General features: G+C 71.5%; 13 protein-coding genes. 6 read left to right on the top strand and 7 right to left on the bottom strand.

All coding sequences use genetic code 11. The features are described 5' to 3' along the window. Window positions 1–75 precede the first annotated feature (75 nt). The 4 genes from OG570_RS06210 (at window position 76) to OG570_RS06195 (ending at window position 2,898) form a co-directional block, all read left to right on the top strand. Complete coding sequence (locus tag OG570_RS06210; protein WP_247060903.1) at window positions 76–642, top strand: PH domain-containing protein; 567 nt, start codon at window positions 76–78, stop codon at window positions 640–642. Beyond that, on the top strand, window positions 642–1,571 hold the full coding sequence (locus OG570_RS06205) for a hydroxymethylglutaryl-CoA lyase (protein WP_326955911.1): 930 nt from the start codon (window positions 642–644) through the stop codon (window positions 1,569–1,571). The genes OG570_RS06210 and OG570_RS06205 overlap by 1 nt, the downstream gene beginning before the upstream one ends. Before the next feature lie 110 nt (window positions 1,572–1,681). Next, a complete protein-coding gene (locus OG570_RS06200) occupies window positions 1,682–2,641 on the top strand; it encodes a TNT domain-containing protein (protein ID WP_247060906.1) in 960 nt (319 codons plus the stop codon). After that, window positions 2,638–2,898 carry a hypothetical protein gene (locus OG570_RS06195; protein ID WP_247060908.1) on the top strand — a complete coding sequence of 87 codons (261 nt, stop codon included), beginning with the start codon at window positions 2,638–2,640 and terminating at the stop codon, window positions 2,896–2,898. Before OG570_RS06200 ends, OG570_RS06195 begins: the two co-directional genes overlap by 4 nt. 64 nt (window positions 2,899–2,962) lie before the next feature. Here OG570_RS06195 and OG570_RS06190 read toward each other — a convergent pair whose 3' ends face one another. Further along, window positions 2,963–6,211, bottom strand: coding sequence for a GH92 family glycosyl hydrolase (locus tag OG570_RS06190; protein WP_326955910.1), 3,249 nt, complete (start codon window positions 6,209–6,211; stop codon window positions 2,963–2,965). 473 nt (window positions 6,212–6,684) lie between these two features. Then, window positions 6,685–7,470 (bottom strand): histidinol-phosphatase, encoded by a 786-nt coding sequence (gene hisN / locus OG570_RS06185; RefSeq protein WP_326955909.1) that lies wholly within the window; start codon window positions 7,468–7,470, stop codon window positions 6,685–6,687. Between the two features lie 42 nt (window positions 7,471–7,512). On the opposite strand from hisN, the gene OG570_RS06180 reads away from it, so the two are divergent. Further along, complete coding sequence (locus OG570_RS06180) at window positions 7,513–8,208, top strand: response regulator transcription factor (protein ID WP_247063947.1); 696 nt, start codon at window positions 7,513–7,515, stop codon at window positions 8,206–8,208. 3 nt (window positions 8,209–8,211) lie between these two features. Beyond that, window positions 8,212–9,495, top strand: coding sequence for an ATP-binding protein (locus tag OG570_RS06175; RefSeq protein ID WP_326955908.1), 1,284 nt, complete (start codon window positions 8,212–8,214; stop codon window positions 9,493–9,495). Here OG570_RS06175 and OG570_RS06170 read toward each other — a convergent pair. The 5 genes from OG570_RS06170 to OG570_RS06150 all read right to left on the bottom strand — a co-directional run bounded on the left by OG570_RS06170 (window position 9,492) and on the right by OG570_RS06150 (window position 13,483). After that, window positions 9,492–9,896 carry a Pvc16 family protein gene (locus OG570_RS06170; RefSeq protein ID WP_326955907.1) on the bottom strand — a complete coding sequence of 135 codons (405 nt, stop codon included), beginning with the start codon at window positions 9,894–9,896 and terminating at the stop codon, window positions 9,492–9,494. The two genes, OG570_RS06175 and OG570_RS06170, sit on opposite strands and share 4 nt — an antisense overlap. Window positions 9,897–9,899: 3 nt before the next feature. After that, window positions 9,900–10,532, bottom strand: coding sequence for a response regulator transcription factor (locus tag OG570_RS06165; RefSeq protein ID WP_326955906.1), 633 nt, complete (start codon window positions 10,530–10,532; stop codon window positions 9,900–9,902). Between the two features lie 92 nt (window positions 10,533–10,624). Further along, the gene (locus tag OG570_RS06160; RefSeq protein ID WP_326955905.1) at window positions 10,625–11,275 is read right to left on the bottom strand and encodes a response regulator transcription factor; all 651 of its coding nucleotides are present in this window, start codon (window positions 11,273–11,275) and stop codon (window positions 10,625–10,627) included. Between the two features lie 19 nt (window positions 11,276–11,294). Next, entirely contained in the window at window positions 11,295–12,143 is an 849-nt protein-coding gene (locus OG570_RS06155) for an NAD(P)H-binding protein (RefSeq protein WP_326955904.1), read from the bottom strand. Further along, window positions 12,140–13,483 (bottom strand): MFS transporter, encoded by a 1,344-nt coding sequence (locus OG570_RS06150; RefSeq protein WP_442788248.1) that lies wholly within the window; start codon window positions 13,481–13,483, stop codon window positions 12,140–12,142. Before OG570_RS06150 ends, OG570_RS06155 begins: the two co-directional genes overlap by 4 nt. Window positions 13,484–13,655 lie beyond the last annotated feature (172 nt).

The following is a 13,655-nucleotide window of genomic DNA, read 5'->3' as shown; positions in this document are numbered from 1 at the left end:
CGTTGCACGTACCGGCCAGGCGTCTCGCCGGTACGGTGGGACGACACCGCCGCACCGACCTTGGGAGCGTCCGCCGTGGCTTATCCGGACGATTTGCTCAGCGAGCAAGAGCACGTCGTGGTGCACAGTCACCCGCACTTCAAGATGCTGATCTTCCCGACGCTCGCGCTGCTGGTCACCCTGGGCGCGGGCACCTGGCTCGCGATCCTCGCGAGGGACGCCGGCTCGCCGTGGAACACGGTCGGGCTGATCGCCATCGGGGTGGTCGCTCTCGTGCTGGTCGTGTGGCTGTTCCTCACGCCGTTCGTGCGCTGGCGCACCACCCACTTCATCGTGACGACCGACCGCCTCATCGCCCGTGAGGGTGTGCTGAAGCGCACCGGCATCGACATCCCGATGAGCCGCATCAACAGCGTCCAGTTCGAGCACGGCCTGCTCGACCGGGTCTTCGGCTGCGGCACGCTGATCATCGAGTCGGCGTCGCACGAGCCGCTGCGGTTCGAGGACATCCCGCACGTCGAGCGGGTGCACACGGTGATCTACCGCGAGGTCAACGACAACCCGAACGACGACTACCACGCGCCGGCGCCCCAGCAGACCGAGCCGTTGCCGCCGCAACCGCGCGGCGACCGACGACGCTGATGGGCACGCGTGAACTGGGCCTGCCGGAACGGGTCCCCGCCACGGGTGAGTTGCCGGAGCGGGTCACGATCTGGGAGGTCGGCCCGCGGGACGGCCTCCAGAACGAGAAGACGATCGTCCCGGTCGAGGTCAAGCTGGAGTTCCTCGACCGGCTCGCCGCCGCGGGCCTGACGACGCTTGAGGCGACCAGCTTCGTGCACCCGAAGTGGGTGCCGCAGCTGGCCGACGCCGAGCGGCTGCTGGCCGGGCTGGACCGCCGCGACGGCGTCCGCTACCCGGTGCTGGTGCCGAACGAGCGCGGCCTGGACCGTGCCCTCGAAGCCGGCGTCGAGCACATCGCGATCTTCGCGAGCGCGACGGAGACGTTCGCGCGCAAGAACCTCAACTCCTCGCTCGACGAGCAGTTCGCGATGTTCGAGCCGGTGGTCACGCGGGCCCGCGCGGCCGGGCTGGACGTCCGTGGCTACCTGTCGATGTGCTTCGGCGACCCGTGGGAAGGCGTCGTGCCGGCGAAGCAGGTCGCCGGCGCGGGCCGCCGGCTGCTGGAGCTGGGCTGCACGCAGCTCTCGCTCGGCGACACCATCGGCGTCGCGACGGCGGGGCAGGTCGAGACGCTGATCGGCCTGTTCGGCGATGTCGGTACTTTGGCCGTGCACTTCCACGACACCTACGGTCAGGCTCTGGCCAACACCCTCGCGGCGCTCCGATGTGGAGTGTCTACTGTGGATTCGTCGGCGGGTGGCCTCGGCGGCTGCCCGTACGCCGAGTCGGCCACCGGCAACCTCGCCACCGAGGACCTCGTGTGGATGCTGGACGGGCTCGGCGTCGCCCACGGCGTCGACCTGGCCGCCCTGGTGGCGACCAGTACGTGGATGGCGGGACAGCTCGGCCGCCCGAGCCCGTCCCGGGTGGTCACCGCGCTGAGCTGACCTCGGTTCACCCGGCTCTGGCGGGGTGCGGTATCAAGGGGGACCGGCAGCGCCGCGGCCGCGTCGAAGAGTTCTGTGCCCGTGGGCACCGACCGAGCCGGAGGATGGGTGTGACCGAGCCTTCCGAGGCGGGCTCCGAGCCGGTCGAGGTCGACCTCGACCCGGATCTGGATACCGGGCCGATCCGGCTGCCCGGCTACGGCCTGACGGACTCGGGCGCGTTCGAAGAGGCGCCGACGCCGCCTTCGGGCAGCCCCGCGCCGTGGCCGCACGCGGTGTCGCCGCTGCTGCCGCCGTACCCGCTGCCCCCGGCGCCGCCGGCACCCGCCGGCCCGCCACCGCCGGTCGCGGGCCCGCCGATGAGCCCGGGCTCGCCCACGCCGCTGCCGCCGCTCGGCTCGCCGCGCACGGAACGGGAAAGCGTCGTCGCGCTGTTCCTGGTCCACATGTTCCCGATCGGGCACCTGCCGATCGCGATGGACAAGCCCGCGTTGCAGCTGCCGCTGCCCGACGACCCGGACGGCTTCCCGCCCAACGACCACCCGGACGCCCGGCTGATCTTCGACGACCAGGCCCTCACCAACGTCACCGCCGGGTTCCGCCGGTCGCCGACCGCGGCGCCGCTGCCGGTCCCGCGGTACGTCACCGCGGACTACGTGCCGTACGCGCACGCGACCCAGGCCGTGTGGATCCGCCGGTTCGTCCTCGGCGACGGCCCGCTCGGGCCCGAGTACGCCTGGCCGCCGGGTGAGCAGTACCCCGACGGCAGCCTGTACCGCGCGGTGCCGGTGATGGTCCCGGTCGACACCGTGCTCGACCGCTTCGGACCGGCGTACGGGCGCGTTTTCGCCGCCGACGGCACCCCGTTCGGGGAACGCTCGCTGCCGCCGGGCACGCGCGACGCCGAGTACCGGCGGTACGTCGTCGTGCGCAAAGTGCCCATGTGGCGCTCGGAATCGGCGCACTGGTTCGGTCAGGTCGGCGGTGGCACCCGGTACCGGGCCCTGCTGGGAGCGGACGAACTCGTCACCCTCGGCTACCTGGCCGAGGCCAAGGGGGAGGACGCATGAACACGCAGTCGATCCAGCGCTGGCTCGGCGTGCTGGGGGTGCCGACCGAGGTCGTCTCGCTCGGCGCCGAGGTCGACAACGCCTGGTGCCTGATGCAGGGCGAAGACGGGGCGTGGGAGGTGTTCTGGCGCGAACAGGGCAACCGCTACGACTGGGCCCGGTTCACCAGCGAACAGGTCGCGTGCCACTACCTCTTCGGCCGGCTGGCCTGGGCGCAGGTCGCCCGCGGCGCCGTCGGCCTGCTGCCGGGCAAGTAGAAGTCCGTGAATGCCACATTGAGGGACCAAGTGTCCCTCAATGTGGCATTCACGGCTTTGAGGCTCAGGACACGGCGTAGGTGAAGACGTGTGCGGCGCCGGCGCCGGTGGACGTCGGCAGGGTGATGCTGCGGACCTGCTTGGCCGGGTCCAGGGCGATCGGCGCCGTCGCGAACAAGTACGACGTGTACGGCCGCGACAGCCGGAACATGTACCGCGGGAACGCCGAGTTCACGTACGGCACCTGCGCGACGACGGTGTTCCCGAACTGCGGGGTCTCCGCGCCGCCCTGGAGCAGCCACTCCGACAGGCCCAGCGCGCCCTGCTGCGTCGAGCCGTCGGTGTAGGTGACAGTCACGCTGCCCTGCGCGTCACCGCCGGTCGCCGAGCCGAGGAACGACAGCTTCGTCGCGCCCGCCGGAGCCTGGACCACAAGCGTTTGCCCTGAGGCGATCACGTTGTCCGGTGATCCGGCCGGGCTCGACGGCCAGGTGAACTCCCGCACCTTCTCGCCCGGCTTGACGCCGCTCTTGGCCAGGCCCTGCGCGGAGTAGGCGAACTGGCCGGGGTAGAGGTCCGTCTCGCCGAAGTCGCCGTACTGGACGAACCGGTCGTCCGTGACGCCGACGTTCGTGTTCGCCGCCTGCAGCGTCCCCGGCTTCCCGACGGTCACCGGCAGGTACGACGGCAGCTGCCCGCCGAACTCCACCGGCACGCTCGCGTAGGCGTCCGGCGTCCCGGCCGCGGCGGTGACCTTCACCTGCTGCGACGCCGTGCCGTGAGCGCCCACCGTGAGCGTCCCGCTCGACGGCGTCACGGTGATCCCGGCCGGCGGCTTGGCGTGCCAGGTCACCTGGCCCGACCCGGTGATGCCCTCCGCCGTCACGGTGGCCGCCGTCGCCGCACCGCCGGGCGCGACGACGATCCGGCCCGGGCCGACGCGGCCGCGCACCGGCACCTCGCCGTCGCGGAACGACGGCGGAGCGTCCGAAGCGCCGGAGCCCCACGACGTCGGCGACGCGCCGAGCGTGAAGTCCAGCCGGCCGCCGTTCACCGCGAACGACTCCGGCAGCCACGGCTTCGTGCTCGCCTTCCCGTTCACCTTCAGGCTCTTCACGTACTTCACCGAGCTGGACGCGCCGGGCGCGGTGATCGTGAGCCGCTGCCCGGTCGCCCGGGTGAGCGTGATCTTCGGGAACATCGGGCTGGCCAGCACCATCTCGGCGCGCCCTGGCGCCTCCGGGTACATGCCGAGCGCGGCGAAGACGTACCACGCCGACGTCGCGCCGAGGTCGTCGTTGCCGGGCAGGCCGTCCTCCGTCGGCTTGAACAGCAGCTCCGCCGAGCGGCGCACGATGTCCTGCGTCTTCGACGGCGCGCCCGCGTAGGCGTACTCCCACGGCACCTCGAACGACGGTTCGTTCGACATGAAAGCGTACGGCGAACTGGCGTCGCTGTTCAGCTTCGTGAAGAAGAAGTCGAGGCGCTTCTTGACGGTGTCGTCGCCACCCATCGCGTCGAACAGGCCGCGGACGTTGTACGGCACCATCCACGTGTACTGCGCCGCGTTCCCTTCCTGGTAGCGCATTTCCTGGTACTCCGCGGGATCGAACGGCGACAGGAACTGGCCGTCGCGCATCCGGGTCTGCAGGTAGCCGGTGGCCGGGTTGTAGACGTTCTCCCAGTACTGCGCGCGGGTCATGAACTGCTGGTAGGTGTTCTTCTGGCCGAGCCGCTGCGCCAGCTGCGCGATGCCGAAGTCGGCGGTCGTGTCTTCGAGCATGTCGGAGACGTTGTTCGGGTGGTAGCCCAGTGTCTGGTAGTCGGACAGACCGGGGCGTTCGAGGGCGCGTTCACCGGCCTGCTGGACGCGGGTGGCGCCGGTGACCATCGACTTCAACGCCTGCGCGGCGTCGAAGTCCGTGGCGCCGAAGGCGTACGTGCTGGCGATGATCGAGTGGTAGGGGTCGCCGCCCATCACGCCCATGAAGTCGTTGTTCTGCGACCAGCGGTCCCAGACGCCGCCGGCCTGGTTCGCCTGGTTGAGCATGGACTGCGCCATGTCGGCGGCCTCGTGCGGCGCGAGCATCGACAGCAGCTGGACCTCGTCGCGGTAGGTGTCCCAGCCGGAGAAGTTCGCGTACTGCGCGTGGCCCGGTTTCGCGCGGTGGATCGCCTTGTCGAAGCCGGGGTAACGACCGTCCACATCGGAGAAGACGTTCGGTTGCAGGAGCGTGTGGTAGAGCGCGGTGTAGAAGGTGCGCGTGGCCGCGTCCGTGCCACCTTCGACGGCGATCTGGTTCAGGCGCGCGTTCCAGCTCTGGTGGGCCTTGGCCTTGACGGTGTCGAAGGAGTCTTGACGCTGCTCGGTCTTCGCGTTGAGCCGTGCGCCGTCGGCGTCCACATAGGACAGTCCGACGCGGACCTGGACCGGCTTGGCCGGGTCGAAGCTCAGGTAGGCACCCGCGCCGCCGTCGGGGGTGACGACCTGCTTGTCCCAGGTGTCCTTGCTCAGGTCGCCGCCGCGGGCGGTGGTCGCGCCCGGCGTCACGGCGGCGTTCTGCCAGGTGCCGGACGTCGTGAACGGCTGGTCGAAGGAGGCGGTGAAGTAGACCTTGTAGGTGTTGGGGCCGCGGCAGAAGTGCCCGCTCGACACCCAGCCTTCGACGGTCCGCGTGGCCGGGTCGACGGTCACGGACGCGTCGTCGCTGCCCATCGCGGACTGGGCGACGTCGATCAGGAGCGTCGCGGGGGAGTTCTTCGGGAAGGTGAACCGGCCGAGGCCGGAGCGCTGCGTCGCGGTCAGCTCGGTGGTGATGCCGGAGCCGGTGGTGACCTTGTAGTAGCCGGGCGACGCGGACTCGTCGGCGTGGCTGAAGGTGGGGAAGTACCGGGTGGCGTCGACGGCGGGCGACGTCGTGATGTTGCCCGCGAACGGCAGGAACGGGATGTCACCGGCCGCGCCGCCGCAGCCGGCGCCGTTGAAGTGGGTGAGGCTGAAGCCGCGGAGCTTGTTCTCTTCCCAGGCGTAACCGCCGTCGCGGTCGCGGGCGTAGTACCGGCCCTGCCCGGCGGGCGGCTTGGGCTGCAGGGGCGTGTCGGGGCTCCACTGGACCATGCCGAAGGGGACGTCGGCGCCGGGGAAGGTGTCGCCGGCGTAGGTGTTGGTCTCGGGCGTGTCGCCGGCCTTGGCGCCGACGAAGGGATTGACGTAGGCGGCGAGGTCCTTGGCGTGGTCGGGCTCGGCGTAGGCGGGGGTGGCCACGGCTGTGATGAGGGGAACGACCAAAGCCGCGGTGACGACTCTGCGCATGCTCTTCCTCCCGGGGTGAGCGGGTCACCGCGGGGGCTGACAACGTTGTCAGAAAGCAGGGGTGACCCGGCGAGCACTGGGAGTGAATCACCGGCGGTTCGGACCGGTCAAGAAGTGCCCGCCAAGCGGCCTATCCCGTCAAGTCGTTCCGAGGCGAATCGACTGCGGGCAGAGTTCACCGACGAGCTGTACGACGGGTACCGCTACCTGGCGAGGACGATCAACTACCGCGCCAAACAGTTCCTGGAGATGGTCAACTCTGCACGGCGGTGTCGGAGCCGCCCCTCGCTTCGTGAGCGCGACGCGTCGGACGGCTTCACCAGGCTTTGGTAGGAGAAGAAGCTCGATCGAAGCGTCCGTTCTGCGCTCCGAGTACGCCCCCGCTGTTCACCGACGCCGAGCAGGACACTGCGCGCCGACGTCTCATCGAGCACGGCTTCGACGTGGGAAGGATCTCCTGAACGGAGCCCTGGTCAACGCTTGAGGATCCCCAGCACGTCGTCGTGCAGGAGGCCGTTCGTCGACAGTGCGCTTCCGTTGTCGTAGCGGCCCGCGCCGTCCAGGTCCGAGAAGCGGCCGCCCGCTTCCGTGACGATCACCTGCGCCGCCGCGACGTCCCAGGGGTTCACGATGCACTCGGCCGCGACGTCCATCGCGCCCTCCGCGACCAGGACGTGCTGCCAGAAGTCGCCGAACGCGCGGGACTCCCAGCACGCGTCGAGCAGGTCCAGGTACTTCTCACGCGAGTGGTACTCACGCCACGAGTTCACGTCCGTGGTGGACACGTAGGCGTCCGAAAGGGAGGAAACGCCGGAAACCGACAGCTGCCGGGTCCCGGCAGAGTCCGAAGAGAACGCTCCCGAACCCGTAGCCGCCCACCAGCGGCGGCCCAGCAGCGGCGCGCTGATCATGCCGACGACCGGGTCGCCGTCGATCACCAGGGCGATCAGGGTCGCCCAAACGGGTACACCCCGCAGGAAGTTCTTGGTGCCGTCGATCGGGTCGAGCACCCAGGCCCGGCCGGTCGCGGCCGAGCCGCCGCGCTCCTCGCCGAGCACGGCGTCTTCCGGCCGCTCCGCCGCCAGCACCGCGCGGATCGCGTCTTCGACGGCGGTGTCCGCGTCGGTCACCGGGGTGCGGTCGGGTTTGCGCTCCACCCTCAGGTCCAGGGCGCGGAAGCGCGCCGTCGTGATCGCGTCGGCGGCGTCAGCCAGCCGGGTGGCGAGGGCCAGATCATCTCCGTAGCCAGGCACGGTCACGATGGTTTCACGCCTCCCCGCCGTAGAGTTGGCCAGGTGAGCATGGTCCTACTCGCCGAAGACGATCCGGCTATCGCCGAACCGCTCTCCCGCGCCCTCGAACGTGAGGGATACGAGATCCACGTCGTCACCGACGGCCCTTCGGTGCTCGACGCCACCGCCGCCCAGCGCGTCGACCTGCTCGTCCTGGACCTGGGGCTGCCCGGGATGGACGGGCTGGAGGTCTGCCGGCGCCTCCGGGCCAACGGCACCGAGCTGCCCGTCCTGATGCTCACGGCCCGCACCGACGAGGTCGACTTCGTCGTCGGCCTCGACGCGGGGGCCGACGACTACGTCGCCAAGCCGTTCCGGCTGGCCGAGCTCCTCGCCCGGATCCGCGCGCTGCTGCGCCGCCGGGTGCCCGAGGTGCTCGAGGCCGGCGGGGTCCGGATGGACCTCGGCGCCCGGCTCGTGACCGTCGACCTGCACGAGGTGCAGCTGGCGAACAAGGAGTTCGAGCTGCTGCGCGTCCTGATGACCCGCGCCGGGCAGGTCGTCAGCCGCGACGAGATCCTCGCCGAGGTGTGGAACGACCTCGAGTCGAAGACGTCCAAGACGCTCGACATGCACATGTCGTGGCTGCGGCGGAAGCTCGCCATCGCCGCCGACGAGGCCGCCGGGCGCACCAGCAAGACCCACGACGGCGAACGGCGGATCGCCACGGTCCGCGGCGTCGGCTTCCGCTTCAACGCCGAATAAGCCGTGCGCCGCCGCATCCTGCTGGCCATCCTCCTCGCCGTCGCGGTCACCGCGGCGGTGCTCGGCATCCCGCTGGGCATCGTGGCGAGCTGGCAGATCGAGTCGAGCTACCGCGAGACGCTCGCGGAAAACGCGCGCGCCGCGGCGGCGATCCTCGACACCGAGATCGCGAACGGCCAGGACATCGACCTCGACCAGGTGCGGGCCGCGGTCCCGGTCAACGGCCTGCTGACCGTCCGCGCCAGCAACCAGATCGAGAAGCGCTACGGCAGCGACCCGGGCCCCGACACCGTCACCGAGACGGCCGACCTGGCCCGCGACGGCAAGGTCGAGATCGCCGTCCCGGCCGGCCCGATGCACGAGCGGCAGACGACGGTGACGCTCGTCGTCATCCTGCTGGTGCTGCTGTCGATCACCACCGGCGCGGTGGTGGCGCTGGTGACGGCGCGGCGGCTGGCCAAACCGCTGCGGCACGTCGCCGAACGCGCGTCGCGGCTCGGCGGCGGCGACTTCCGGCCCGACCCCAGCCGCTACGGCGTCGGCGAGCTCGACATGGTCGCCGAGGCACTGGACGCGTCCGGCACCGCGCTCGCCCAGCTCGTCCAGCGGGAACGGCAGCTGGTCGGGGACGTCTCGCACCAGCTGCGCAGCCGGCTGACGGCGTTGCAGCTGCGGCTCGAGCCGCTCACCGTGCACCCGGACGGCGAAGTGGCCGACGAGTCGAAGGCGGCCCAGGAGCAGGCGGACAGGCTCGCCGAGGCGCTCGAAGGGCTGCTGGCGGCCGCGCGCGCCGCGCGTGAGGTCGGCGCCGAACCCGTCGACCTGCCGAACCAGCTGCCCAAGATGGCGCAGGAGTGGCGTGAGCTGCTCCGCTCGGAGGGCCGCAACCTGCGGATGCGCGTGGCCGACGGCCTGATGGCGCGGGCCACGCCCGGGCGCCTGCGCGAGGTCATCGGCGTCCTGCTGGACAACGCGCTGCGCCACGGATCGGGCACGGTCAGCGTGGTCGCCCGCCGAGGCGACGCCGAGGGCACGGTGGTCGTCGAGGTCAGCGACACCGGCTCCGGCGTCCCCGACGAGCTCGCCCCGCACATCTTCGAACGCGGTTTCTCCGGCGGCGGCTCCACCGGCGTCGGGCTGGCGCTGGCCCGGGCCCTGGTCGAAGCCGACGGCGGCCGGCTCGAGCTGTCGAACCGCCGTCCGGCCGTGTTCAGCCTGTTCCTCAAGGTCCCCAAGCCGAGCGACGTCCCCGAGGTGCGCTGGCCCGCCGAGCGCGTCCCGCGTTAACCGATGTCGGCCGTCACGAGCAGGACGAACCCGGCTCGTGCGGGCATGCCGAGGCTCGTCCACAGCTGGGCCGGATCGGTCGCGCCCAGCTCCACCCGCAGCGGCGATTCGGTGCTGAGGACGGCGTTCAGCGCGGCGTCGAGCAGGTCGTGTTCCTCCCGGACCGCCCCGGCCCGCGCGGTGACGAGGTAGGAAAGCGCGCAGCGCCGGGCCGCGCGCTTCCCCTCCCTCTCTTCTTCCGCCCCGACGGCGTCGCGCAGCGCGAAGAGGAACAGCTCCACGCTCCGCACCTGCGACTCCGTCTGCCAGGTCGGTTTCGGCGGATCGAGCCGGATCTGCGTCCCCGCGGGCAGGCAAGGGCGCAGCAGCCGGCACAAGGCGTCGTCGACCTGGGCGATCATGGGTCAGATCAGCCCTTCGCGGAGGGCGTAGGCGACCGCGTGCGACCGGTTGCGCAGCTGGAACCGGTTGGTCACGTCGTGCAGGATGCTCTTCACCGTGCGCTGCGAGTAGCTCAGCCGGTCGGCGATCTCCTGCGTCGAATACCCGGCCGCGACCAGGCGCAGCACCTCCGTCTCGCGGTTGCTCATGCCGCCCGTGGACAGGCCGCGCGGCTCGAGCACCTGGCGCTGCAGGCGGGACACCCGGTTCAGCAGCCGGCCGAGCAGGTCCGGCGGCAGGGCGCCCTCGCCGGCCGCGGCGGCCTTGATCAGCCGGACGAGCACCTCCGGGCCGGCGTCGGCGCGGCGGGCGACCGCGCAGACGCCGTGCTCGACGGCGCCCAGGACCTCGTTGTCATCGACCTCGCCCGCGACCAGCACGATGCGGGTGAAGCCCTGGTGGTGCAGCGCGGACAGCAGCCGGGTCATCGGCTCGTCGAGCCGGTCGGCGACCAGCAGCGCGACCCCGGCCGACGCCGCCGGGTCCCCGTCCACCACCCGGACGTCGGCACGCGAACGCAGCGCCACGCAGACGCCGTTGTGCAGGATCGGATCGGTGGCACGCACCACCACCGGCGTCCGGTCGGATTCGAACATCGCCCCCCATTCCCCTCGCACGGTGCAGGCCTCCAGCCTGCCCGCCGGGGTGTCCCGGGCGCATGGGACCGGTGTCCCGATTGTCGCCCGGGTCAGGGGAGCCCGAGGCCGGCTTCGCGGGCCCGGACGATCGCCTCGGCCCGGTCCGCGACGTGCAGCTTGGCGAAGACGTTCGAGATGTGGTTGCGCACCGTTTTCGGGCTCAGGCACAGCATGTTCGCGATGACGCCGTTGTTGTGCCCGGCCGCGATCAGCGAGAGCACTTCGCGCTCGCGCCCGGTCAGCTCCGGGAACACCGGGTCGCTGACCGGCGGCGGCTGGCTGAAGAAGCCGAGGACGCGGTTGGCGATGTCGGGCCCGAAGATCGCCTCGCCGCGCGCCACCGCGCGCACGGCCCGCACGATCTCGTCCGGCTCGGCGTCCTTGAGCAGGTAACCGCGGGCGCCGGCGCGCATCGCCGCGAAGACCGACTCGCTTTCGTCGGCCATCGTCAGCATCAGCACGCCGGCGTCCGGGCTTTCGGCCACGATGTGCCGGGTCGCCTGGATCCCGGACAGGTCGGGCAGGTGCAGGTCCATCACCACGACGTCCGGGCGCAGCGCCGCGGCCGCGCTGATCGCGTTCGCGCCGCTCGCCACCTCACCCGCGACCTCGATGCCGGGCTCGTTGGCCAGCAGCGTGCACACGCCGAAGCGGAACAGCGGGTGGTCGTCCACGACGAGGACGCGCAAGCTGCCGGCCACCCGCCTCACCTCCCCGCCGTCACCCCCGGTAATGGTAGGTGAACGCGGCCGCGTTCTCACGCGCCCAGCCGGCGAAGGTCAGCGGCGGCCGGCCGAGCAGCCGCTCGACGGTGCCGAAGACGACGTGCTCGCGATCGGCGGACGCCCGCTTCAGCGCGAAGAAGCCGTCGACGGCTTCGGCGGGCCAGCCGTACATGCGCGTCATGCGTTGGCGGGCCGCGCTTTCCGGCTCTTCGACGTACTCGATCTCGCGGCCGAGCGCGTCCGACAGGATCGCGACCTGCCGTTCAGTGGTAAGCGCCTCGCCGCCGGTGAGTTCGTAGGTCGCGCCTTCGTGGGCGGACGTCGTGAGCGCGAGCGTCGCGACCGCGGCGATGTCCCGGACGTGCACCAGCGCGGACGCCGGGTCGCCTTCGGGCACGTACACGGCGTTCTCCTCGCGAATCGTGCGCAGCCAGGCGAAGCGGTTGTCCATGAACGCGCCGGGCCGCAGGATCGTCCACGCCGGACCGGCTTCGCGCACGGCCTGCTCGGCTTCGGCGTGGGCCAGCGTGATCGGATCCGTCTGTCCGAAGTGGACACCAGTGGTGGACAGCTTGACGAGGTGGGTGGCACCGGCCCGGGCGGCGGCCTGCGCGACCGCCGGTTCGTGGTGGGCCCCTTGGGTCAGCACGAAGACGCGGTCCGCGCCGTCGAGCAGCGCGGGCAGGTCGGCGGTGTCGAGGTCGGCCTGGACGACGTCGGCGCGCGGGTCGATCCGGGCCTTGGCCGGGTCACGCGTCAGCGCGCGGACCGCGGCACCGGCGTCGAGCAGGGCGGGGACGAGGGCGCGGCCGACTTTGCCGGTGGCGCCGAGGACGAAGATCATCGGGGTTTCTCCTGGTGGTGGTCGCGGAGCGGCACGTGCGGGAGTGCGAACGCCGTGACGAGGGCGAGCGCGAGCACGGGCAGCAGGGTGAGGAACACGCCGTGGGTGGCGTGGGCGGGACCGGCGGGCAGGCCGGCGGTGAAGACGGCGCCGAGCGCGACCGGGCCGAGCGCCGAGCCGAGCGCGCGGGCGAGGTTGACGGTCGCGGACACCGCGCCGAGGTCCGCGCGGGGCGCGGTGTTCTGCGTGGCCACGGCGAGGACCTGCATGTTCAGCCCGGCCGCGAGCCCGAAGACGACGAGGCAGCCGAGGACCAGCGCGAGCGGGCTGTGCTCGTCCAGCGTCGTCAGGCCGAGCATCGCGAGCAGGCCGAGCGCCATGCTCAGCCGCGGTGCCCAGCGGTAGTGGCCGGTGCGGGCGATGACCCGACTGGCGACGACGGACGAGACGGCCACGGCGAGCGTCATCGGCACCAGCAGCAGGCCGCCTTCCGCCGGACCCGCGCCGATCTGCAGGAAGACCGCGATGTAGTTGATCGAGCCGAGGAAGGCGAACCCGGCGGGCACGCTCAGCAGGACGGCCACGGTGAACGTCCGGTCGCGGAACAGCCGCAACGGCAGCACGGGGGCTTTCGCGCGCCGTTCGACGACCACGAAGGCGACGGCCGCCGCGATCCCGAGGCTGATCGACCACGGCGTGAGCAGGGTGAGCCCGGTGATGGTGACGCCGAGGAGAGCGACGCCGGCGAAGTCGAACGGCGCCTCGCGACGACGTCTCGGCAGGTCGAGTGGGTACAGCAAGGCGACGGCGACCAGCCCGAGCGGCAGGTTGACCAGGAAGATCGACCGCCACCCGGTCAGGCCGGTGAGCACCCCGCCGACGACCGGACCCGCGAGCGAGGCGACGGCGAAGCAGATCGAGAACCACCCGAAGTACTTCGCGCCTTCGCGAGGCGTGAACATCTCGCCGAGCGAAGCGCCGACAGAGACGAAGAGACCGCCGGAGCCGGCGCCCTGCAGGACGCGGCCGGCGACCAGCAGGCCGGCCGACGGCGCCAGGCCGCAGGCGAGCGAGCCGAGCAGGAAGAGGGCGAGCGCGCCCAGGAGCACACGTTTGCGCCCGAAGACGTCACCGAGCTTGCCGTAGAGCGGCGCGGTGACGCTCCCGGCGAGCAGGTAGGCGGTGGTGACCCAGGCGTAGGCCCCGGTCCCGCCGAACTCGGCGGCGATCCGCGGCAGCGCGGTGGCGACGACCTGGGCGTCGAGCATCGCGAGGAAAACGGACAGGAACAGCCCGACGAGGGCCGGCTTTTGGGCGCGCGAAGGCGCGGTTGTGATCAAGGGATGTCCTCGTGAAGAAGGGACGAGAGATGTCCGGACGCGTCGAAAAACGCGTCCCGTCGAGTCGGGAAAAGGCTCCATCGTCACCCGCGGACGGGTGCGACCTCTTCGCGCTCGGAAACCACCTCGAATCGTCCCGCTCGCCCGGCCGAACCCGGACGGCGTCCTCACG

Origin of the sequence: Amycolatopsis sp. NBC_01286 (genome assembly GCF_035982555.1) — a bacterium.
Classification (GTDB): Bacteria; Actinomycetota; Actinomycetes; order Mycobacteriales; family Pseudonocardiaceae; genus Amycolatopsis.
Note: the sequence above shows the minus strand (reverse complement) of the source record. Positions and strands in the feature narration are given on the sequence as shown.